Annotated in this window: 22 protein-coding genes; 5 read left to right on the top strand and 17 right to left on the bottom strand. The window is 53.3% G+C overall.

The window, feature by feature from the left end:
• Nucleotides 1-80 precede the first annotated feature (80 nt).
• The 6 genes from JUK32_RS02555 to alr all read right to left on the bottom strand — a co-directional run bounded on the left by JUK32_RS02555 (nt 81) and on the right by alr (nt 6,419).
• Complete coding sequence (locus tag JUK32_RS02555; protein WP_204137280.1) at nt 81-1,931, bottom strand: alpha/beta hydrolase; 1,851 nt, start codon at nt 1,929-1,931, stop codon at nt 81-83.
• An 11-nt stretch (nt 1,932-1,942) separates the two neighbouring features.
• Nucleotides 1,943-2,431 (bottom strand): low molecular weight protein-tyrosine-phosphatase, encoded by a 489-nt coding sequence (locus tag JUK32_RS02550; RefSeq protein WP_204137279.1) that lies wholly within the window; start codon nt 2,429-2,431, stop codon nt 1,943-1,945.
• Nucleotides 2,432-2,566: 135 nt separating this feature from the next.
• Complete coding sequence (locus tag JUK32_RS02545; protein WP_204137278.1) at nt 2,567-2,917, bottom strand: YbaB/EbfC family nucleoid-associated protein; 351 nt, start codon at nt 2,915-2,917, stop codon at nt 2,567-2,569.
• A gap of 259 nt (nt 2,918-3,176) precedes the next feature.
• Nucleotides 3,177-4,016, bottom strand: coding sequence for a peroxiredoxin-like family protein (locus JUK32_RS02540; RefSeq protein ID WP_204137284.1), 840 nt, complete (start codon nt 4,014-4,016; stop codon nt 3,177-3,179).
• 136 nt (nt 4,017-4,152) lie between these two features.
• Nucleotides 4,153-4,914 (bottom strand): bifunctional 2-polyprenyl-6-hydroxyphenol methylase/3-demethylubiquinol 3-O-methyltransferase UbiG, encoded by a 762-nt coding sequence (locus tag JUK32_RS02535; RefSeq protein ID WP_204137277.1) that lies wholly within the window; start codon nt 4,912-4,914, stop codon nt 4,153-4,155.
• A gap of 290 nt (nt 4,915-5,204) precedes the next feature.
• Entirely contained in the window at nt 5,205-6,419 is a 1,215-nt protein-coding gene (alr, locus tag JUK32_RS02530) for an alanine racemase (protein WP_204137276.1), read from the bottom strand.
• Between the two features lie 937 nt (nt 6,420-7,356).
• On the opposite strand from alr, the gene JUK32_RS02525 reads away from it, so the two are divergent.
• Nucleotides 7,357-8,961: an NAD(P)H-quinone oxidoreductase subunit 4 gene (locus JUK32_RS02525; protein WP_204137275.1), complete on the top strand. Its 1,605-nt coding sequence runs from the start codon at nt 7,357-7,359 to the stop codon at nt 8,959-8,961.
• A gap of 295 nt (nt 8,962-9,256) precedes the next feature.
• Here JUK32_RS02525 and JUK32_RS02520 read toward each other — a convergent pair whose 3' ends face one another.
• From JUK32_RS02520 to JUK32_RS02500, 5 genes are all read right to left on the bottom strand, one after another.
• Nucleotides 9,257-9,883: a precorrin-8X methylmutase gene (locus JUK32_RS02520; RefSeq protein ID WP_204137274.1), complete on the bottom strand. Its 627-nt coding sequence runs from the start codon at nt 9,881-9,883 to the stop codon at nt 9,257-9,259.
• Between the two features lie 130 nt (nt 9,884-10,013).
• Nucleotides 10,014-10,817, bottom strand: a complete 804-nt coding sequence (locus JUK32_RS02515; protein WP_204137273.1) for an alpha/beta fold hydrolase — start codon at nt 10,815-10,817, stop codon at nt 10,014-10,016.
• A 215-nt stretch (nt 10,818-11,032) separates the two neighbouring features.
• The gene (msrB, locus tag JUK32_RS02510; protein WP_204137272.1) at nt 11,033-11,431 is read right to left on the bottom strand and encodes a peptide-methionine (R)-S-oxide reductase MsrB; all 399 of its coding nucleotides are present in this window, start codon (nt 11,429-11,431) and stop codon (nt 11,033-11,035) included.
• Between the two features lie 155 nt (nt 11,432-11,586).
• Nucleotides 11,587-12,474 carry a DMT family transporter gene (locus tag JUK32_RS02505; RefSeq protein WP_204137271.1) on the bottom strand — a complete coding sequence of 296 codons (888 nt, stop codon included), beginning with the start codon at nt 12,472-12,474 and terminating at the stop codon, nt 11,587-11,589.
• 43 nt (nt 12,475-12,517) lie between these two features.
• Entirely contained in the window at nt 12,518-12,781 is a 264-nt protein-coding gene (locus JUK32_RS02500) for a hypothetical protein (protein ID WP_044150338.1), read from the bottom strand.
• 574 nt (nt 12,782-13,355) lie between these two features.
• Between JUK32_RS02500 and JUK32_RS02495 the strand changes: the two genes are divergently transcribed.
• On the top strand, nt 13,356-13,553 hold the full coding sequence (locus tag JUK32_RS02495) for a hypothetical protein (protein WP_204137270.1): 198 nt from the start codon (nt 13,356-13,358) through the stop codon (nt 13,551-13,553).
• Nucleotides 13,554-13,602: 49 nt separating this feature from the next.
• Here the strand turns inward: JUK32_RS02495 and JUK32_RS02490 are convergent, their stop codons facing one another.
• Genes JUK32_RS02490 through JUK32_RS02480 form a run of 3 tightly spaced genes read right to left on the bottom strand, consistent with a single transcriptional unit; the run spans nt 13,603 to nt 14,287 of the window.
• On the bottom strand, nt 13,603-13,779 hold the full coding sequence (locus tag JUK32_RS02490; RefSeq protein WP_204137269.1) for a hypothetical protein: 177 nt from the start codon (nt 13,777-13,779) through the stop codon (nt 13,603-13,605).
• Between the two features lie 13 nt (nt 13,780-13,792).
• Nucleotides 13,793-13,987: a hypothetical protein gene (locus JUK32_RS02485; RefSeq protein ID WP_204137268.1), complete on the bottom strand. Its 195-nt coding sequence runs from the start codon at nt 13,985-13,987 to the stop codon at nt 13,793-13,795.
• A 30-nt stretch (nt 13,988-14,017) separates the two neighbouring features.
• The gene (locus JUK32_RS02480; RefSeq protein ID WP_204137267.1) at nt 14,018-14,287 is read right to left on the bottom strand and encodes a hypothetical protein; all 270 of its coding nucleotides are present in this window, start codon (nt 14,285-14,287) and stop codon (nt 14,018-14,020) included.
• 323 nt (nt 14,288-14,610) lie between these two features.
• Between JUK32_RS02480 and infC the strand changes: the two genes are divergently transcribed.
• The 3 genes from infC to JUK32_RS02465 all read left to right on the top strand — a co-directional run bounded on the left by infC (nt 14,611) and on the right by JUK32_RS02465 (nt 17,430).
• The gene (gene infC, locus JUK32_RS02475) at nt 14,611-15,147 is read left to right on the top strand and encodes a translation initiation factor IF-3 (protein WP_239112250.1); all 537 of its coding nucleotides are present in this window, start codon (nt 14,611-14,613) and stop codon (nt 15,145-15,147) included.
• Nucleotides 15,148-15,444: 297 nt separating this feature from the next.
• On the top strand, nt 15,445-15,651 hold the full coding sequence (locus JUK32_RS02470) for a hypothetical protein (RefSeq protein ID WP_204137266.1): 207 nt from the start codon (nt 15,445-15,447) through the stop codon (nt 15,649-15,651).
• Between the two features lie 693 nt (nt 15,652-16,344).
• Nucleotides 16,345-17,430 carry an amino acid ABC transporter substrate-binding protein gene (locus tag JUK32_RS02465; protein WP_204137265.1) on the top strand — a complete coding sequence of 362 codons (1,086 nt, stop codon included), beginning with the start codon at nt 16,345-16,347 and terminating at the stop codon, nt 17,428-17,430.
• A 335-nt stretch (nt 17,431-17,765) separates the two neighbouring features.
• Here the strand turns inward: JUK32_RS02465 and psaI are convergent, their stop codons facing one another.
• The 3 genes from psaI to hisS form a co-directional block, all read right to left on the bottom strand.
• On the bottom strand, nt 17,766-17,882 hold the full coding sequence (psaI, locus tag JUK32_RS02460) for a photosystem I reaction center subunit VIII (protein ID WP_204137264.1): 117 nt from the start codon (nt 17,880-17,882) through the stop codon (nt 17,766-17,768).
• 200 nt (nt 17,883-18,082) lie between these two features.
• A complete protein-coding gene (locus JUK32_RS02455) occupies nt 18,083-20,176 on the bottom strand; it encodes a hypothetical protein (protein ID WP_204137263.1) in 2,094 nt (697 codons plus the stop codon).
• Nucleotides 20,177-20,265: 89 nt separating this feature from the next.
• Nucleotides 20,266-21,513: a histidine--tRNA ligase gene (gene hisS / locus JUK32_RS02450; protein ID WP_239112249.1), complete on the bottom strand. Its 1,248-nt coding sequence runs from the start codon at nt 21,511-21,513 to the stop codon at nt 20,266-20,268.
• Nucleotides 21,514-21,812 lie beyond the last annotated feature (299 nt).

Raw genomic sequence — 21,812 nt, 5'->3', positions numbered from 1 at the left:
ACTTCGCTCAACCTACCAGTATCGAGAGTTGAGCGGAGTCGAAACTCGGCTCATGGGGATCTTTTTTGCGCGCAAGTTCCTTACCGAGGCGAATTAGCGGAATCGGCCCAAATGCGCTTCTGCTTGGACGATCGCGCTGGCCGGAGATCGGTCAACAAGTCGTCGCCATTAATCGCTTGATCGAGGGCTTCGGCCCGCAAATTGTTAATCAGGCTGAGGGGCATTAAGGGCGATCGCACCACCGAACTTTCAATAAACTGGGCGGTCAGCGCCGAGTCATAACGACTATCTTGCCGCAGGTGGCGCAACATAAAGACCAGAGACAGGGTTTGCAAATAGTCTTTCGCTAATTCTGGACTGGTGCCCAACAGTCCCTCTGGCACTGCAATCAGCGGTTCATTCGTCGGATCCCAGTCAATCACCGAAAAATGCGTGGTGTCGCTAGCCAATACCAAGTAACGCGAGGGGGTTTGCAGCCAGGTAAAGGGTTCAATTTGTTCTGGCAGGGCCGGCGCGACGGTGTCATCGGTGGCGCTGAATATCATCGTCGGCACGCTGATGTTGCTAAATCCAGACGGTCCAAAAATGTCCCGACCCACCGGATTCACGGCCAGCACCGCCCGCACGCGATCGTCCCTAAACCTTTGAAACTCGTCCATTACTCCAAACGCTTGGCACTGGAGTAATAACGACGGGTTCAGATAGTCGGGCTGCGGCTCGCACGCCTGCGACAACGAATCGGGACTGTAGGTCGCCCCACCCAGGGCCAAAGCGGTGTAACCCCCAAAGGAGTGACCAATGACCCCTACATTGTCGGTATTGAGGCGATCGCGGAAGTCAGGCCGGGTCGTCGCGAACTGAGTCAACTCATCGAGCAGTTCAGACACGTCGATCGGCCGGTTGGCAAACTCGCGATCGTCGATCAGCTCTGGGGAGAGACCGGCCAATAGCTGGGCAATCTGTTGACTGTTGCTGCCGGGATGGTCTAAAGACGCGACCGCAAACCCACGCTCGGCCAAAAAGTTCGCCAAATAGTCATAACTGGTACGTCCATCGCCCAAGCCGTGGGAGATGACCACCACGGGAATTTCCTCCGGCCAGGGTTGCCCCGATAGGCGCGGCTGCGGCAAAAATAGTGTGGCTTCGACTTGTCGGGCGGGCAGCCGAATCAGTTCTTGGGTGACATCAAAACGGGGCAACTCGAACAGCAGTTGCTGAGTCGCAAGGATGCTCTCTGGCGAAGCTTGCTGGGCCGATTCCGCCGCCAGGGCATGGACTAGGGTAAACGCCCGCTCGGCATGATCCAAAGTTACGAACACCGATTCAGCGACGGATAGGCCTTGGGCCAAGTCAATTCGAATGCCAGGGGTCGGATACTTTTTCAGAAAATTGAGGATCGATAATCCTGCTGTGTCATCGGCTGCCGCGAGGATCACCCCCGCCCGAATCGCGGAAAAGCCTGATTGACGCGCCGGAGTCTGGATGATGCCCCCCAGGAGTTCGAGTAAGGTCTTGCCCTGAGCGGTGTAGAGAAACTGCGACAAATCGACGTGGCTCAATTCGGCTCGCTTAGTCAAAATATCTCGCAAGGCGACCAGATCGGACTCAGTTAATTCTGCATAGCGAGCATAGGTGACCAGTTGCGGACTCAAGTCTTGACCCTGGGCAAACGCTTCTAAATCGGCGATCGGAATGCGGCGTTCGAGGGCACCGTAGCTGACGATAATGGTTTCCGCGCTGTGAGCCGGTAACGCTGTGGCCCATACCCCCAGTCCGGCAAGGGCGATCGCACGGCTAACTCGTGTGCCCACCCCCACGCCAAGTTTTCTCCACCAATCGCCTACATCCACCATAGCTGTGCCAGATCGACGGTTTAAGTCTGCCCCCTCAGCGGTGCCATGCTTCGCCAGTTTGCCCAGGCACCCAGGCACTCTTTTCACCTTTACACGTCTCTCGGAACTGTTTCCTGAAGTAATTCGTCTAAAAATCCTTCACAAGCATCCATCAGCAAATCAATCACATAGCGAAAGCCCTCCGCGCCGCCGTAATAGGGGTCAGGCACTTCGGTATCGGTATGGTGCTGGCAAAAATCGCAAATCTTTTTCACTTTATGGGCGTATTGGCCTTGGGCATCTAGCCGGAGGATGTCGCGATAGTTGTCATCATCCATCGCCAAAATCCAGTCAAACGTTGTAAAGTCAGCCACTTGCAACTGCCGAGCCTGCCCCACTAACTCAATGCCTTGTTGTCGGGCAGCTTGGGCCATCCGTCGATCAGGGGGACTGCCAATGTGATAGCTAGAGGTACCCGCAGAATCGCAGCTCACGCGGTGGGTGAGGCTACGAGACTGGAGCAAATGGTTCATGATGTTTTCTGCGGAGGGCGATCGACAAATATTCCCCAAGCAGACAAACAGCAGGCGGGTGGTCATAACTCTTCTCGCGAATCGAAATTGCCATGGCTGGGCGGAATCAGATCAGCCAAACGATGCCACGCCCTCCAACGCGCACCAGATGAGGTCCTTAGGCATTGAGCGGATTAGAGGGCCGTTGTATCTATCGTGGAGTTAGCCCAAGTTAGGCAGATTCAGGCCACCAGTCAATGATTCCATCCGTTCCCGCATGGTGTCAGTCGACTTTTGATAAGCATCTGTCATCGCCGCACTGACCAAATCGGCCAAGACCTCCGCGCCCTCATTCAAGGCGTCGGGGGCAATTTCGACCCGGCGGGGCTCTTGGTTGCCGCTGACAAAGACTTTCACTAAACCATCACCCGCTTGCCCCTCGATTTCCATCTGTTCGAGGTCTTCTTGCAGTTGTTTCGCGCCTTCTTGAATCTGCTGCGCTTTTTTGACTGCGTCAGCCAACTCCTTCATTTTGCCAATGCCTGGAATGCCAAATCCTTGTCCTTGAGCCATATTGAGTCTTCTCTCCTTTGACTGAGTGCAGTTTCAAATTCTTCGATTCTACTCTACTGTGCTTTATCGCATTCAGCCCGTGAGGAAAACCGCATCCATACCGATTAACCGCTTGAATTAAGCGATCCGGCAGACAACGGGTGATGCGAAAAGCGGCGTCTGCATCGAGCCGGCAGTTTAGGAATTAGCGGGAAAATACCACCCCGGTTGAGGGTAGTGGATGAGTGGATGGATGGGACTTTTATTGGCGGCACCTCCCTTAGACGATGGAGGAGGGCCGATCGCTGCTGTGGTGAGTCTCATCAGTCGGCAAGTGGGGCGGCGGGGGAGCATTGCCCCACAAAAAGCTAAGGGGATCGCTCATATTTTCAGCAAAGCCCAGAATGCCGCGATCGCGATATTCGTATAACAGGTCGCCCGCTTGATTAAACAAGAAGGTACCGCCGCGCTGAGTCATGTACTGGGCATCGGGCACATAGGTAGACCAGTGGTTCAACACTTCCGTCATGTTGCGCAGCCGTAACGTGGCCAACTCAAATGGACGTTGGAAGCCGCTGCCTCCCGCCCAACGAAAAAACGAACCTTTCATCGTGGGTAAGGGCGTGTCGTCAACTGTTTCCTCATCGCCAATGAGTTGGGGGGCGGTGCGATCGCCCGTGTAGCCCCGCAACACTTCGCGCAAGGTGCCCGGACTCGCAATGCCCGCACACATCAACATCAAATTCACCCAGGCGGCTTGATGAGGACGCAAGATCGGCCAGTCAATGGTCAGACCTGAATAGAGTTGGAGGTCGCGATGCAAAGTCGCCGTCGGATCGACCCACAGACAGTCCGCCGGAAACTGGGTGAACTCGGCAAATTTTTGCCCCGAGGTGCGATCGCCAATACCCACAGCGCGGACGGCAATCTTTTCGGCCTGCAACCGTTCCCAGTCGCGCCTTAGCCACCAGGCATATTCCAGGCTGTCAAAATCGCCCAGTTGAGGCCAAATCAGCACGAGGGTACGTTTCGCCCAGCCGTCATCCGACAGCACTGGGGTATGGGTGCCGTCACTCACGCGCTCGCGGGTCGTCGCTTGCAAAATGTCGTAAACCGTCATCAGACTCTGCGGGAAAAAACTACAAGTGGCAGGGGCGATCGCTTTGCCCTTTGGTTGGCCATTTGGCAAGACGTTCAGTCACCTACAGTTCAGTCTGACACAATCGTCGGGGGCCTTTCTAGCTGCACCTACCCGCTCACCCACCGTCAGGTTTACGCGCCACGAAGTAATAGTTTTGGCAAATGAACGGCAGCAACCGCCCCAGGAGCTGATCTAGTTGGTTGTATAGAGTGCCCGCGATCGGCCCCCAGCGCGGGTGACGAGCCAGCCCGGTTTGCCAGATATTACGGGGCAGCAGAGCATAGCGCCCCCAGCGTTGCAGTTGCAACGGCGTTGCTCCCACCAGAGCATGGATGTCTTGGGTATCAAACAAATAAGGATGGGAAAACCGCTCGGTCCGTCGCGCTAAAAATTCGATCCAGCTATGGCGGTTGGGAAAGTGGTAACAAATGAAATGCCCGCCGGGCTTCAAAATGCGGTGAATTTCCTTCAGGCTCGCCAACTCATCGCCCCCCGTTTCCCGCACATGCTCTAAAACACCGACGGAAACAACGACATCGAAAGTGGCGTCCGCAAACGGGAGAGCGATCGGTTGCTCCGGACTCCCAGTCTGATAACGATACTCCGACTGACTGAACGCCTGACAAAACAGCGGCCCGTCACTAAAGCCGAAACCATTAGCGGCATAGCCCGATCGCACTAAATAATAAGAAAAATGCCCGGAACCAGTGCCCCAGTCCAGCACGTATGCCCCCGGCGGGGCATACTGCGCCATCAGCTCATACAGCTTGAGATATTGATAGGCGCTAATGTAAGTCGCGAATTGCAGCGATTGATGACTTTGTCCAGAGCGGGCAACCAGCTCGTGCAGAATTTGGGGTGGACTAACTGGCGGCATTAGGAACGGTGAGAGTTAACAGATGAACAGTCGTGGCGCTGAGACGGGAAAGCCAAGCGATCCCTGTCGCTAAGTTTGCCACAGTATCGGGCCATACTCGCTGATCGAACTCGACCTGACGCCCCGCATTTACCGTGCCCCCAGCCGGTTGACGCCAGACATCGGGAGCAGCCTTTACCCATCCCTCAAAAGTACCGGATCCTCGCTTGAATTGATCCTACCGACTCCCCTATTTACCTACCCATCATTGCCGGGATCGGACTTTTCCCGCCGATCTCTTCTGCCACCTTCTAAGGGCGATCGCGCCACTCACTCGACTCCGAGGGCGACAATGGCGGTATCGAGAGCGCCGTGGTGATCCGAGGCAACCGATGTTTAAAACCACACAAAATCTCCCAGGAAATCGTGTGGGTGAGCGTGGCCCAGTGGTCGGCCCCAATTTCCTGCTCCCCGTCTTGCCCCAATAAAGTCACCACACTCCCCTCTTGCAGATGCGGAATATGGGTGACATCAATCATCAACTGATCCATCGTGATGCTGCCGATTTGACGCGCGCGTTGCCCCTGCACCAACACCTCAATCCGATTCGACAAGGCGCGGGGCACGCCATCGGCATAGCCAATGCCCACCACGGCGATCTGCATGGGGCGCTCTGCCACAAAGGTATGACCATAGCTGACCCCGGTGCCGGGCTGAATTTCTTTGAGGTGGGTGATCCGGGCCTTAACTTGCATCACCGGACGCAGAGCCAACTGCGATCGCAGATGCTCAGCTGGATACAACCCATAAAGGGCCAGGCCAACCCGCACCATGTCATAGTGCAGAGTTGGATCAGTCATGGTCGCAGCAGAGTTGGCGAGATGCCGTTTTGGCAAGGTGACATTTTGCGCCGCCACTTGCGCTAAAACAGCTTCATAACGCTGATGCTGCTGACGCATCACGGTCGGGTTGGGATCGTCAGCCGTGGCCAGGTGCGAATAAACACTGTGGATTTGTAATCGCGGTAGTCGCTGCACAAATTGCACAAACTCCGCCGCCTGCTGCCAGGGAAATCCCAACCGTGACATGCCTGTATCAATTTTGAGATGGACTGGCAAGACTTCAGAACTGCCTGTTGCCAGGGCTGCTGAAAAAACGAGGGCTTGCTTGGGTGACACGAGGGTGGGTTGCAATCGCCAACGCGCGATCGCGGCCACCTCTTCAGGACTGTTGATCGCCCCCATAATCATGATGGGCGCAGTGATGCCTGCTTCTCGCAGTTCCACCCCTTCGGGCACTGTCGCCACACCGAGCCAGCCGGCCCCTGCCGCCAACGCGGCATCGGCGATCGCGATCGCCCCATGTCCATAAGCGTCGGCTTTGACCACCGCCATCAACGTCGTGCTTGGCCCAATGTGCTGAGTCAATTGCTGCACGTTATGTTGAAGTGCCTGCAAATCAATCTCTACCCAGGCTCGACATTGCCGAATGGTCGCCAGGGCAGGCGTTTTGTCCCAACTCAACATGACATCACTCCTTTGACCGCACCATAAGTTGAGCCAATTGTGCATCAAGTTGGCCTCAGCACCAACTGTGATCAGATCGCGGCTCAAGAACTAGGCAGCTTCGTCCGGCTTACCGACTGGGCTGAGATCAGAGGGTGGCAGATTGGGAGAGGGACTCATGAGTCTCGATTTTTACACCCGCGATCGCGCCACCGAACGAGATCATTTCCCCGGGAGAAATAAACTTCACCGTCACCACGCTCCGACTGAAACTTATAAATCGATTGTGTAAATCAACATTCACGCAAGCAGCCACTCACCAGAATTCGTTCCATTCGAAAATTGCTCTACTCGCAAAATAAACTCATGCCAAACCTTGCGATCGCTGACGATCTTGATTCCCATACGCGTCCGAGGCATCCCGAGCCACAGACCCATACGGACAGGCACTTTCCAGACTTAGCGGCAAACGCTTAGCCCACCATGGCCGCACAACAAAAAACTTTGGCTAACGAATAATTGGCGTCATTTCCACGTTATTCCAATGGACGCACTTGATATTTGTTTACATAATCTCAAGTGGTCAGTCACATTGCTTTTTGTCATCAATGCGGGGCACTACGCTGAGCATCCTTAGCAGAGATTGTGATGTGGATGTTTTTCTGGCAATTTCCGTAAGATTCCCTTCGCAAAAGTTAATGAAGTTGCTTATACTAAGGCCATGCATTGGATGAGTAGAAATGCTCACCTTGAATTCCCCGGTTGGTTCGCCTAGTCATCGCGATTTTCAACAGTCTTGAGAATCCTCTGCTGACTCTCCTCCGACCTTTACTGCTTAGGTAAGGCCGCTGCGAAAATGAGACGATGCATTGCTCAGATGTATCCATCAGCCTTGAGCTAGACAACTCCTAGACCGGCGTTCTATGTGCACTTGTTCAGTAGAACTCACGTGAATGTCATGATTAGCGAGCAGTTTCCGTGGTTAACCACGATTGTCCTTTTTCCGTTTCTGGCAAGTTTGCCAATTCCCTTCCTCCCCGGTAATGACAATAAAGTCGTCAGAAGCTACGCCTTAGCCGCAGGGCTGGCCGAGTTCGCCCTCATCCTCTTTACATTTGGCAGTTACTACTCTCTACAAGATGCTGGCCTGCAATTGGTTGAGACTTACCAGTGGGTACCGCAAATCGGTTTGAACTGGACGGTTGCCGCCGATGGCCTTTCGATGCCCCTCGTAATTTTGAGCGGTCTCGTCACCACCCTAGCCATCCTTGCCTCGTGGAATATTTCGACTAGACCCCGCCTCTATTATTTCTTGCTGTTGTTGATGTACAGCGCGCAGGTTGGGGTTTTTCTCTGCCAAGATATCTTGCTGTTCTTCCTCATGTGGGAGATCGAGTTAGTGCCCGTTTACTTGCTCATCTCCATCTGGGGTGGCGAAAAGCGTCGTTACGCAGCAACGAAGTTTATCCTCTATACGGCGATCGGCTCCATCTTTATTTTGGTTTCGGCGCTGGCCATGGCCTTCTATGGGGATACGGTCAGCTTTAACTTCACTGATCTCGCCCTCAAAGACTACTCTCTGCCCTTCCAATTATTTGCTTATGCGGGTTTGATTGTGGCCTTCGGTGTCAAGTTGCCGATTTTTCCTTTCCATACTTGGTTGCCCGATGCTCACAGTGAGGCACCCGCAGCGGTTTCCATGATTCTCGCAGGCGTCCTGCTGAAGATGGCTGGATATGGCATCTTGCGTATGAACATTGATATGTTGCCTGATGCGCATGTTTTCGCCGCTCCCTTCTTAGCGATTCTGGGCGTCGTGAATATTGTCTATGCTTCGCTGAATGCGTTCGGTCAAGATAATTTGAAGCGTCGCATGGCCTATTCCTCTATCGCTCACATGGGTTTCGTACTCATCGGGTTTGCCGCCTTCACCACAGTGGGCATCAGCGGCGCAGTTTTACAGATGATTTCTCACGGTCTGATTGCGGCGGTGATGTTCTTCCTCTCTGGTGTGACTTACGAGCGTACGCACACGCTTGACATGAACGAGTTAGGCGGAATGGCCCGGAAGATGCCTGCCGCGTTTGCTTTCTTTACGGCAGCAGCGATGGCTTCCCTGGCATTGCCTGGCATGAGTGGTTTTGTGAGCGAGATTGCGGTGTTCCTTGGTATGGCCACTAGCGATGCTTATACTTTGACCTTCAAGGTCGGCATTATTGTGCTCGCGGCGATTGGTGTGGTGCTCTCGCCGATTTACCTGCTCACGATGTTGCGTCGTATCTTCTACGGCAACACGGGTGAGGTCATCGAGAAAACCCCACTTATGCTGGACATTCGTCCCCGTGAGTCTTTCATCGCGGCTTGTTTACTGGTACCCGTCATTGGGATTGGCTTATATCCCAAGGTGGCAACTCAGACTTACGATGCGAAGACGGTCGCTGTGCTAGACCGGGTGCAAGACACCATGGTATTGATTGCGGATCAGCCTAGTCAGCCCATGTTTAGTGCGATCGCATCGCCTGAGCGCACTGCCTCTTTGGTGGCACCGACAATTATCGAATAACTTCGATACGGCTAATGGCTAATTCACTAAATCTAATGCAGATGCGGCGTGGCAATGCTACGCCGCTTTTTGTTGTCAGCCTGATGGGAAAGCGATCGCTCCAGCCTGCGCTGCCATCAGGCGTCGCAAAACGATGGCATCACATTTCGCTGCATCAGGCTGACAGCGTTTCTCCTGCCCAGTGTAGAGAGAGGAGATCTCGCTTGCCAATAAAATACCTACAGACCGAGTTTCGACTCCGCTCAACTCCCTAAGCTAAAAGGTTGATGAGAGTCATCGTTGAGCTGCAGATCCCTTACATAGCTTTGGGGGCTTTGCCGTAAGCCTGCCAGGCCAAATCAATTAACCCCGTCATGATTGCCACAGCCAATACAGGATTGCCCTTTTGGCCATTAATGCTGATGTGAGGCACCATAGTGTCTTGGAGGCGGTCTTTCAACACATCGACATCGAGGAAGCCTGCTGGAGTCGCAATAATTAATGCCGGTCGAACTAGATTGTTTTCAACCAAATCGACCAGAGATTCCAGGGCGGTTTGGGATTCGCCCACAATAAAAATCCCTTCGGGATAGCGCTGGGCTAGAGTCTCGATGCCCCAAGCCGTTTTGCTTTTACCCTTTTGCGGACGGGTGAGGGCATCCATGCTGCAATAGACCGGATTCACAAACGTTTCTTGAATCGGGGGAGCAATGCCGACCTGCACCATGGGGACGTCGACCACGATCGTCGTTCGGGCAGCCAAGGCCGCTGCACCTGAGGTCAGAGCATGTTCTGAGAAGTGAATCAGCGAGGCAAATTCAAAGTCGGCGGTGGCATAGATCACACGACGTACGAGCTCATATTCTGACGGAGTGAACATGTGATCACCGATTTCGCGATCGATCACTCTTAAACTTTGGGCGTCACTCACATGCCATTCCATCGCTTACTCCCAGCGTTGTGCTGCCAGCTTGTGCCTTTAGTATACGGGCTCGCGAAAAGGCGTAATCGCTTTAGATGTAAGTCTTGTCAGAGGCTCGCCGAAGATTAGGAGTGAGCCCGCACAGATCAGGTCAAAAGTGGGTTTGTAACCAATGCTCTAGATCTGCCAGCACGACCTTGGGAATTTCCCAGGGAAAGAGGTGCGCGGTTTGGGGATATTGCTTGAAGCTGCTGTGGGGCAGGTGTTGAGCAGTTTCTTGGCTAGCGCGAGCGGTAATATGGCGATCGCACTCGCCACACAATACTAAAGACGGCACCGCAATCTTTTCCAACTCGGGAAGACGGTCATAGCCCGCTCGTAAGGCTTGATTCAGCGCTTGCTGGGCATGCCGAGAAGTTTGCAAAAAAGCTGGAAACGCTTCATCGGCCAGTCGTTGATAAGCCTGGGGGGTATGTTGCTGAATTAGATAGCGGTAGAGCGATCGCTGACCAAAGGTGTCAATGTTCCACTGCCAACCGGGAACGGCTTTGTTAATTAGCGAGGCGATCGCCGTTAGCGCGTTATCTTGCCAACTGATGGGGGGATGATTGCCCCGAGGGCGCGCGGCAGTGCCCAACAGCATGAGTCCGGCGACTCGCTGAGGTTGCTGGAGCGCCAGTTCCATCGCCAAAATGCCGCCCAGAGACCATCCTAAAACTAAACATTGCTGAATATCAAAGCGATCGAGCAGGTCGTTCAAGTCCGCTAAATGATCGGTCATCGTGAACGGTGTCGCCATGCGGCTATGGCCGTAGCCCCGCAAGTCTGGCGAGATCGTCGTGTAGCGCTGGGACAGTTTTTCGGTGAACACCCGCATACAAGCGGCATTCCCCGGATGACCGTGTAGACACAGCAGCGGATATCCGTGCCCTCTCACATCAGCGTTGAGTTGCATCGCGATCGTTTTCAATGAAGAGGGTCACAGTCAAAGCTTTCACAGCGTCACTGTTACAAGCAGCATCAACTTAAATGCCAGGCGTTTAGAGTCAGTTCGCACAGCTTAAAAACCTCTCCGGCACCGCAATGGCTGCGATTAGCACTCATGATACTGGAGAGGTTTTCTGCGGGGGAGATCGCCCCCACAACGACTGGCCGGGCAAAGCAATATCACTACGACTTTTTCTCAAAATCTAATGAGGCCGAGTTAATGCAGTAACGCTTACCCGTCGGGGCGGGGCCATCGTTAAAGACGTGGCCCAGGTGGGCTTCGCAGTTAGCGCAGTGGACTTCCGTCCGCACCATAAAAAAGGTGCGATCCGTCTCAGTTTCGACGTTCTCGGTATTGGCCACCTCCCAAAAGCTCGGCCAGCCAGTGCCGGAGTCGAACTTCTCGTCAGAACGAAATAGCTCAGTGCCACAGCAAATGCACTTGTAAGTACCGGGTTCTTTGTTGTCGTGATAAACCCCAGTAAAGGCTCGTTCGGTGCCCTTTTCGCGGGTGACTTTATACTGCTCAGGTGTGAGTTGCGATTTCCACTCTTGCTTAGATTTTTGGACTTTTTGAACCATGGCGATATGCGTTAATCCCCAGATATATCAACGGTTAGACTGGTAGCCGGTGTGGCTACTGCGCAGCCATTACACTTTCATCGTAACGTAACCGATTGGGAATCTCTGCGGTGGGTGGCCTCCTGAATATTCGGGTGATCACTACCCTTTTGAAATTACGATGCACCGATGAGCAGCCAAATTCCCGCGATCGCAATCACCACTCCACCCACTGCGCGGCCAGTCACGCGATCGCCCAAACTGGCGGCAATGGGCAGCACAAACAGTGGACTGGTCGCCAACAGGGCCTGGGCAATGCCAGCAGGGGTAAATTTGAAGGCAATTTGTTGTAACCAAATGGCTAGATAGGTGCCCAAAAAAGCGGCTACTCCGAGCAGAGGCAAGAGTTGTCGCGATCGCAAGGGCCGTAGTTGCTGACGAATCGCGCCCCGACTGCTGACCAAAATCACCAGCACGATCGCGCCTGCTGTAATCCGCAACAAACCACTCCACAGGGGATCAACCGTGGTGTTGGCCAAGGCCCCGCGAGACATCACCGCTCCGCTGGCTTGCCCGAGTTGTGCCAAAACACTCCAGATCAGCCCCGCCTTGAGATTAAGAGAATGCTGCTCCGCCGTGGGCACCCGTTCCGAAATGACCCAGGCAATGCCGCCGACGGTTAACAAAATGCCACCCCACGCGATCGCGCCCAACCTCTCTTGCAAAAAAATCAGCGCCATTAAGGCCGTGAGCGGTGGCGCAAGCGTTTCCATCAGCAGGGCTCGCCGGGCCCCAAAATGATTAATCGATTTGAAATAGGCCGTATCGCCTAAGCCAATGCCGACGACGCCACTCAGCATCAGCCAAAAAATCGCGACAGGCGGCAACTGGGGCTGCAAATTTTGCTGAACGATGAGCGTCAAGATAATCAGGGCGATCGCAATCCCCCCTTTCGCCAAATTCAACACCAGTGGACTGAGAGACTTGCCCAATTGGCCAAAAATCACCGTCGATAGTGCCCACAAAAACGCCGCAGTCAACCCTGCGACTTCACCCCTCAACATACGGCTAGCATCCCATTTACTCTGCCGCTATGGTCACATATTTCTACCGTCGCCCATAAAACGAGACTTCGACATCGGCGTACCAGCCTGGCCCCATATTTTCGTACAAAAAGACGCGCTCAACCTGGTAATAAACCCCATCGTGAAATAAACAATCTCCGACTCGTGGGATGATGGGGTAAGTCGCAAACCATAAGGCGTCTTTTACGGGCGCTTTAGGGTTAGTGTTGCGGGCGGCGAGGTAGAAGATTTGGACCTTATAAATGCCCCCCGCGATGGAGCCCGCCGCTGGGGGCAGTGCGGGCATAGCCGAGGAGGTTTTTTTGCCACGCTTAGCGCGCGAGCGGCGTTTGGGCTTCTCAGACTGATCAGAGTTTTCTGCATTGTTTGGAAGCGCTTGGTCTTGTTCGTCGTCCACGATGATTTAGCCAGTCAAGTTGAGATCGCTTGTGGCAATCATAAAAAATCTTGTCCACTTTGCAATGGGGAGTTGAGCCATATCCAGCGAGTGAACGCTACATTTTGTGTACAAATACAAAAGCACATATCTATTTAGTGTCTTAGTGCTAGTCTTTACGCAGCTACTGCTCCAGCCCAAAATGGTTCAGTGTTGACAGTAGTGATTGACCGAGTTTTTCTGATTGGCAATCAGCGCCATCCCAAGACAGAGTAATAATCCTCTCTGATCTGGCGATGTTTGGTCGCAATTTCTTCAGGTGCACGGTGACGTTGTGGGGCACTTGTTCAACTCACCGCGGCTGATTATTTTGTGAGTCATTCGCCTTGGAGTTGAAGCTCATACAAGCGAACCAACGGGTTTGCGGCCAACGCCAAGATGATCGCTTCGTTGCCAGTTCGTTGTCCTAATTAATGGTAAATCCATGACTTATCAAACCCAGCTACGGCCCTGGTGTATCGTGCGTCAGTTACCCGAAGCCAAAATCGCAGTCGTGGAACGATTTCGGCGGTATCAGGATGCTGATGCCTTGTTGCAGCTAATGCGTCGACAAACACCGAACACCCAGCTGACTGTCATGTTTGAAGCACCTGCGGCACTTGCGCCCAAGCCCGCCCACTAGAAATCGGTAGGAAATTTACAGCGGGGCTATCACGATTTCAACCAGCCGCCTATCGCATCCGCTGCAGACTCGTAATCACCCCGGCACCGATGGTGAGCAGTAATAGCAGCCAGAGGACAATGCCCGGAATGAACGATAGGATCGTGAAGCCTCGCAACACCCACACCAGTAGGGTCGCTCCTAAGAAAGACAGAAAAATTCGACTGGGCAAGGAAAGACGTCGCATATTACCAGTTTGATTACCGAGCAGAGCGAATGCCGCCTAAGATACCGATCCCTAGAGACAGGAGCAACATTGCCCAGGTAACGTATTCGGGGATCTGCTGTATCCAGCCTAAGCCACGCAGCACGACTAGAATTGCCCCTAAGACCAGCATGACGCCGACGATATTCAGCACAATCATGATGGCAAGGTTATTGGAATTGCCGCGCATAGTTGCTGACTCATGAACTGCAAGGCGACCCTATTGTGCCATGGGGAGTCCCCAGTCGCTGCAAACCTGGCTCGATTGGTCGGATTGATGACGGGTATTAAGTTTGGCCCATAGAAGCAGGATGTAAGGCTGTTGCTGTTTATTGCCGATAGCGACGTTCGAGCGCAGCACTATTTTGTACCGACTGGCAAATCCAGTCCAGCCGCAGGGGGTGTTCTTCGCGATCGCTGAGTAGACCCAGGCAATCCCTAAAGACTTGAGCCGCTGCATCATGGTGTACAGGCAAACGGCGGCACCCACAGAGCATTCAAGCTTTCGGCAAAGCCCACCATGGGGATTTTGAGCTGATAATCGCCCGCTGTGGACCCCATCCCGCTCGCTGCCAAAGATAGCAGCTAGTTTTTGATCCTAAGAAATGGCTTCGGGCAGCACAGCGTTGAGGTGAGGATTCGTCGCCACAATGAGATACCCCTGTGATCGCAATTTTTCACAACCGGCCAGCGTCCAGCCGTCTGTCGCTTTTCATTGTGTTTCCTTGCTTTCCATGAACCTCTACAGGTTGATAGATGGCAAGGTGGACAAGCTTAGGGTATCTTTAAAGCACACTTCACCATACTGAGTTTTTGGAGGAAATCGCTATCGTTAAAAGAAGATTTAGCAATCGCCGTGTACGTCCCGAACAGCCCAATATCAATCACAACATTAAAGCGCTACAGGTGCGGCTAATTGATCACGAGAATGAAAATCGTGGGGTTATGGATACTCGTGACGCAGTCAGCATCGCTGAAGAAGTGGGGCTTGACCTAGTCGTGGTATCAGAAGGTAAGGAAACACCTGTCGCTAAAATTCTCGATTACGGCAAGCACCAATATCAGCAGAAGAAACGGCAAAAGCAGAGCTCTAAACCGACGATGAAAGAGGTTAAGCTGCGCCCTAATGTTGACGATTCTGACTACGGTATCCGGATCGAGCGAGCTATTGGCTGGCTTGATAAGGGCAATCACGTCAAGTTTCAAATTCGTTTGCGAGGTCGAGAGCACCAGCACCGCGATCGCGCCCGTGAGCTGCTAGAACGCATTGTTCAAGATCTCAAGGACGTTGCTAAGGTGCAGAGTCTTGACACCCGCGCATTAATTGTTCAGCTAGTGCCCGAATCCTAAGGCTGAGCATTGTGAAATGTGTTGACGGGGCGGCAATAATTTGCGGCTCCGTTTTTTGGCGCTCATGCCCAAAGGAAACGTTACGCCAGCGTTAGCAAACCTCCTGCACAACCAGGATTAATTGCGCCATTGTGATTTATTTGTTGCAACTCGATGCAATATGACATGTTTTCGCGGCAAACATTACGCTTTCGCGATAAAGATGAACAAACACTGCAAACGCTGCAAGTGATTTCACCTATGCAGTAACCTGAATTCAGGTTCGAAATCTAAAGCAAACATTAAGAGATTTATTCTATGAATCCTCATCTATTGCGCCAGTTTTGGACTTTGGTTGAGCAGTCGCAAGGGCATCGCATCTTGAGCCTCGACGACAACAGCTTAGTTCACTGGCTCATTGACCAAGTCTCTGGCGAGCGATCGCTAGACTCTATGGAGGCCGACACCCTTAACTGCTACATCCGTAGCCGCATTCCCCTGATTCGCGACATCGCCCAGAGCTAAGTGTTAAAGCTGTCATGCCCATGCCCACTGGCCGACCTTCTGAAGTAACGCCCTGATATTTCCTGATATTTAAAGGCGAGGCGGCCCCGTCACCATTACGAAAATTAGCGTCACGGCATTCCTATCAAAACTGATTATTAAGACCTGCTGACCAATGTTAAGGGCACAACATAATAGTCAACCTGATAGTCAACCTGCAAAATTGTCTGATGCCGATACTGCTGACATGACCAGGGCTTTATTGACGCGGCAATCGGTTCTTCTCAGGGTAGACACTACCGCGATTGGCAATAAGTTGGAGAGCCTGAAAATCGACTTTAAAGCGATTGCGATCGCTATGCAGACTCTTGTGAACTGCTTTGACTCGGGGGCAATGGTAAGGAACGAAGCCTACACTCATTGCATAACCAGCCTCCCAGCCCGAACTCGGACACCATACCGCTCCGAAAGCAGCCGCGATTTTGACCTGTCTAAATGCTTGGCAATCTCATCATGGGCTCTCACTATAGTCGGGTTTTTTCCAGTCGCCGATGCCCTCACTCCTCACAAAGTGACCTAAGATACAAAAATATTTCTTCATGCGTTGGAATGTTATGCCATGTTGAACTGATCTTCCAACGCAAAGATAGACTGCTTATTCCCAAGTGGTCTAGATGAATACGTGATTACGATAAGTTAGTGAGGTGTGACCCAATGAAAAAGTGGGGTTTTCTCGGCCTAGCACTGGCCCTTTCCTTAACAACGGCCTGTGCTACTCCGACGACTGATGATGCTGCCAGCGGTGGTGATGCTACCGCTGATGGTGAAGAGACCACAACGACGGCTGGTGATAGCCGTCTAGCAGCTGTCCTAGAGCGAGGTCAGCTCGTTTGTGGTGTTGATGGCGGTATCCCTGGCTTCAGCTTTGTTGATGAAAGCGGTACCTACTCTGGCCTAGACGTGGATGTGTGCCGCGCTGTGGCTGCAGCCTTGTTCGATGATCCCGATGCCGTAGAGTATCGCCGTCTTGACTCGACTGAGCGCTTTACGGCGCTATCTGGTGGTGAGGTCGATATGCTGTCCCGTAACACCACCTGGACCCTGAGTCGAGATACGCAAGTCGGCATGGAATTTGGCCCAACCACCTTTTACGATGGCCAAGGCATGATGGTGCGCGAAGCTAGTGGAATTACCTCCTTGGAAGATTTTGCTGGCAGAGCGGTTTGCGTTGAAACAGGAACGACAACTGAGTTGAACCTGACTGACCAGATGCGTAAGTTAGGCGTTGATTTTGAGCCCGTTGTCTTCCAAGACGCAGATGCTGCATACGCTGCTTATGACGAGGGTCGGTGCGAAGGGATGACTTCTGATAAATCTCAGTTGGTTGCCCGTCGTAGTACCCTGCCTACCCCCGATGAGCACGTGCTGCTAGAGGTCACCATGTCGAAGGAGCCTCTGGGGCCTTTGACTGTGAACAATGACTCTGCTTGGTTTGACGTGGTGAAGTGGGTGACTTTTGGCCTCATCCAGGCGGAAGAATTTGGTATCACCTCTGAAAACATCGGTGAGTTTACCGGGAGCGAGGATCCCAATATCGCTCGCTTCCTGGGTGAGGAAGGCACTCTAGGTGAAGACATGGGGATTCCTAATGACTTCATGGCTCGCGCTATTACCCATGTTGGTAACTATGGCGAAGTTTTTGAGCGTAATCTAGGGGCTGATTCACAGTTCAATCTAGAGCGCGGTCAAAATGCGCTATGGACAGAGGGTGGCTTACTGTACGCGCCTCCTTTCCGCTAGATCGAGTCGCTGTGTGATGATGTTGGCTGGATAACCAGCATCTAAACGGCGTCATGTTTCAGTTCTCTTAAGTCCTCATTTAGGTGGTAATTGCCACTTAGATGAGGATTTTTTCTGGCTTGGCTGCTTTCTAATCTTTGTTGAGTTCCCGTGATCGCAGATAACAGCCTGTACAGGTGCCTGCTGTAGAAGAAGGAGTCCAGCGTCCTGGTCTATCAGCGCTCTGGCTGTGGGCTAGGGTATCAGAGCAGGATTGACTAAAAAGCCTTTATCTTCCATTTACGGAAGATAAAGGCCACAGTGATTTAGAGATATTTAGAGCTGAACTGACGGAGTTAGGCGTCAGTAGCTTCGTCGCGCTCGATGTACAGGAACAAGAAGGCCATTGCTGCCGCAGGAAAGACGATGCCAACCAGAGGCACCAAGATTGTGGGTAAAAAAGAAGCTGCCATAAATTATATATTCCTATCACTCAATACAGCGTCAAAAGCTTGCCAGGGCGATGTTGCGCTAACAAACTCACAAATTAGCCTACTGTGAATTGGTCAGAAATGCAGCATTTCTGACCAATCATTGCTGCATTTCTTAACGATTACGATCGCGGCATTCCTTGCCAAACAGTCGTCTTTTGATATCGTCAACGCATCGATCCTCAAAGAGAGAGACTACTGTCTGACTCGTTGGGATTGACGGGCAAAATTTCACGGACGAGGCTGGTTTTATAGCTTTCTTGCTGGGTCGCGAGATCGATCGCGATCGCTTCAAATTGGGCTTCCAGACTGCCAAGGGGGACTTGGAGCTGCAAAAAAGCAGTTTGGTCGCCTTCCGGAGTGGGAGACCAGTTCATCAACCAACGGGGGCGATCAACTAGAGTGCGACTTTGAATATCCGTTACCCAAACTTTGACCGCGAGCCGACGGGGATAGCGAGGCAGTCGGACAGTAATCGGTAAAGGTGCACCAGCGACGAGTTCACCTTGGGGAAAGATCCATTCGGGGACGGGCACATCGCCTAGTTCTTGGCGATTGGGTTCGCCGGGCTGTAACACCTCTATGAGGGGCTCGCTGTCAGTTGCGACGACATCAAGGTCTTCTGTAGTCAGTTCATCGTCGGAGTCATAAACGACGACTTCGTAGTTGATCGGTTCGTCAGAGGGAGCAGCGATCGCGTCATTAACCGAGGGTGAACTGATTTCCAACTGGGTCGTATCTGTGACGCCAGCCGCATCGAGTTGCGCTTTTCGTTCCGCTGCTGCTTTTTGGGCCTCTTCCGCCAAAGCACTCAACCGATGCCAAAAACGCCCTTGCAGATCTGGCTCAAAGGTGGCTTGAGAAGGCTTGGCCGTAATGTTAGTATCAGCCGCTTGAGGAATTGCCGCTGCCCCAGCATCCGTAGCGTCTGAAGTAAACGATGACTGCGAGGAATTGCCCATCGTGGGCAACTGCGGTGAGGCCTCAGCCGGTTCACTCATGTCAGGGATCGGCGCTGTCGGTGAGGCTGCGGCTTTGGAGGCCGAACCGATGGGAGGTAAGGTGAGCGGCTTGGGGCCAACCTCGGCGGTCGTTGCGGCTGAGTGGTCAGAGGCGCTGGGCGTTGGGCGATCGCGCTCGGCTTGGTTAGACAAGCGCGGTAAAGTTGGTGCGCCCACCGTTTTTTTATCAATGGGCCGATAAATGACCGGGGGCAGCGTCAGTCCATTCGACGGCAGATAAATCTGCCGAAACGGTACCGAACGCGGCGATAAAGGATTGATGATGCGCTGTGGATTGGGCTCTGAGGGAGTAGGCCCAACCGTGTCGCCCGCTGCCGTGACATCTTCGAAACGATTGGTTGTCGTACTTTCAGCTTGGTTAGCCACTACCTCTAGCAGGGCATCCAGGTTGAGGGTTACGGTAAACCCCTGAATCGCCAGCACCTGCGGCGGATCAGAGGCCGTCCACAGACTGAGCTCTCCTACCAGCAGCCGCGTGTTGCTAACGCTGGGCAGCGGTACCGTGACCTCAAAGCGGCTGGGTAACGCCGCGATCGAAAGCGCCTGGGCAGACTGATGAACCACGGCTCCCGTTTCTGGATTGCGGAGCTGTATCCACAGGGTTCCTTCCCCAGCCAAGCCTTCGACTTGGGAAAAGGTCATGACCTGCCCCTGCAAGACCAGGGGCTCAGCCGTGTGAGCCACCAGAGCCTGATGTTGCAACTGCAAGCGCAGAGGAAGATCTTCGAGTGGCGTCTGAATCGTGAAGGGATCGGTGGGAGTCGAGTCACTCCTCATCCAGGTGGTGGCAGCGGTAGGCAAGGTAGGTTGATCAGTGGGGTGCGAGCCTGCCGTCGTCACCGGGGGATTGGCGAGTTGCTCGGCTAGGGATGCTTCATCGAGTTCCGTTTCCCAATATTCCACCCCCGATTCGATCGCGAGGACCTCTAGCTGCACGCCAAATTCCCACGGGGCATCAGCCGACTCTGAAGCGGCGGTACAGGTGACTGTCCAGTGTCCCGGGGTCAGATGGGTAAATGGAATCACCACCATCAAACCATCTTCGTTAGTCGTGCCTGTGCGCTTGAGCGTCTTGCGCTGGGGGGGCATCTGCGCCGTGAGCAAACGACTCAGGCAAATGTTGGCGTTGGCCTGGCAATAACTGCTGTGAGCAATGATGCGATATCGCCCTTCGGAAATTTCAACGTGGGCCGTCTCCAACGGGAGCCAGTCGCGATCGCCCTCTTTTTGTAGCAAAAACTCCCAGTACGCCATAGCCCGTCCTGCGCTAGCAAGTGCGAAGTTTACGCAGTATAGCGGTCATCCTATCGACTTATATCGAATCCGGCAAATGGTTTGTGAAATTAGGTCGCTTGTTGGGCTTGGCGCACTTTTTGCACGAGTTCATCGGCGGCTTGCGTCAAAGCTGCTTGACTGATTTCTGATTGCTCTCCTGACGTCAGCCACTTGAGCTGCACCGTGCCCTGTTCCGCTTCGGCTTCGCCCAAAATGACGCAGAGCACCGCACCGCTGCGATCAGCCCGCTTGAATTGTTTGCCAAAGGCCGAACCGCTCAAATCCATCTCCACAGCCAATCCTACCTGGCGGAGGGCTTGCGCTACCTGTAGCGCTTTGCCTGCTGTCGCTGCGCCCCGCGAAACGACATACACATCCATGGCGGTGCTGGGTTCTACCGCTAATTGTTTGAGCAGTAGCGTGAGCCGTTCGAGCCCGATCGCCCAACCGATCGCTGGCGTATCCGCGCCTCCCAGTTGCGAGATGAGCCCGTCGTAGCGACCGCCGCCGCACACCGTTGCCTGCGCCCCTAAATCAGCGGATTGAATTTCAAACGCGGTGTGGGTGTAGTAATCCAATCCCCGCACCAGGCGCGGATTGAGAGTGTAGACAATCCCCAGATCCGTGAGATATTGCTGCACTTGGTCAAAGTGCTGTTGCGAGTCCGGACTCAAAAAATCCAGCAGACTAGGAGCCGTCTGGACAATTTCCTGAGTTTTCGCGTCTTTACTATCGAGAATGCGCAAGGGATTAGTCGCCAAGCGCTTTTGTGAATCGTCATCCAAGTCCGCTTTGTGCGGCGTCAAAAAATCGACGAGGGCATCTCGATAGCGCTGGCGATCGTCACCATTGCCCACCGAGTTGAGATCCATCGTGAGGGATTTGAGTCCCAAGGTTTGCAACAGGGTGGTCGCGATCGCAATCACTTCCACATCCGCGCGGGGATCACGACTGCCCAACAATTCCACATCGAGCTGATGAAATTGCCGCTGTCGCCCCGCCTGCGGCCGCTCGTAGCGAAACGCTGGGCCCACATGCCAGAGGCGCAAGACGCTACCCTGGGCGGTGAGCTTGTGCTCGTTGACTGCCCGCACTAAGCCCGCTGTAATTTCTGGGCGCAAAGTCAGGGAGCGCCCCCCCCGATCAGCAAAGGTGTACATTTCCTTACCGACGACGTCGGTCGCCTCGCCAATGCCCCGTTCAAATAACTGGGTTTGTTCAAACATCGGCGGACGAATTTCGCGATAGGCTGCCCGCTGCAATAGCTCGCGAGCCGTCGTTTCGACCCACTGCCAGAGGGGCGTTTCATCTGGCAAAATGTCACGGGTGCCCCGTAGTGCTTTGTGAGGTTTACCAGATTTAACTTGTGCGGAAACCTTCTCACTCTTCTCTCGATCAAGCTTCTTTGACTTCGACTCATTAGGAAGCCTGTCTGTTTCTCTCTCCTGACGATTCTCCCTTTTGAATGTAGATAAAGCAGCGCGAATCCAGTCTCTGAGCTTATTTACAATCATTAAAATTCTATCCCTCGCACAAACTGGCTTTATTTAGGGCAAAAGCAAAATATTTGCTAAGTAGACCTGCACAGATGAATTGCAATTCCTGTATCGTCTGC

The organism is Halomicronema sp. CCY15110 (assembly GCF_016888165.1).
In the GTDB taxonomy this organism is placed as follows: domain Bacteria; phylum Cyanobacteriota; class Cyanobacteriia; order Phormidesmidales; family Phormidesmidaceae; genus Halomicronema.
Note: the sequence above shows the minus strand (reverse complement) of the source record. Positions and strands in the feature narration are given on the sequence as shown.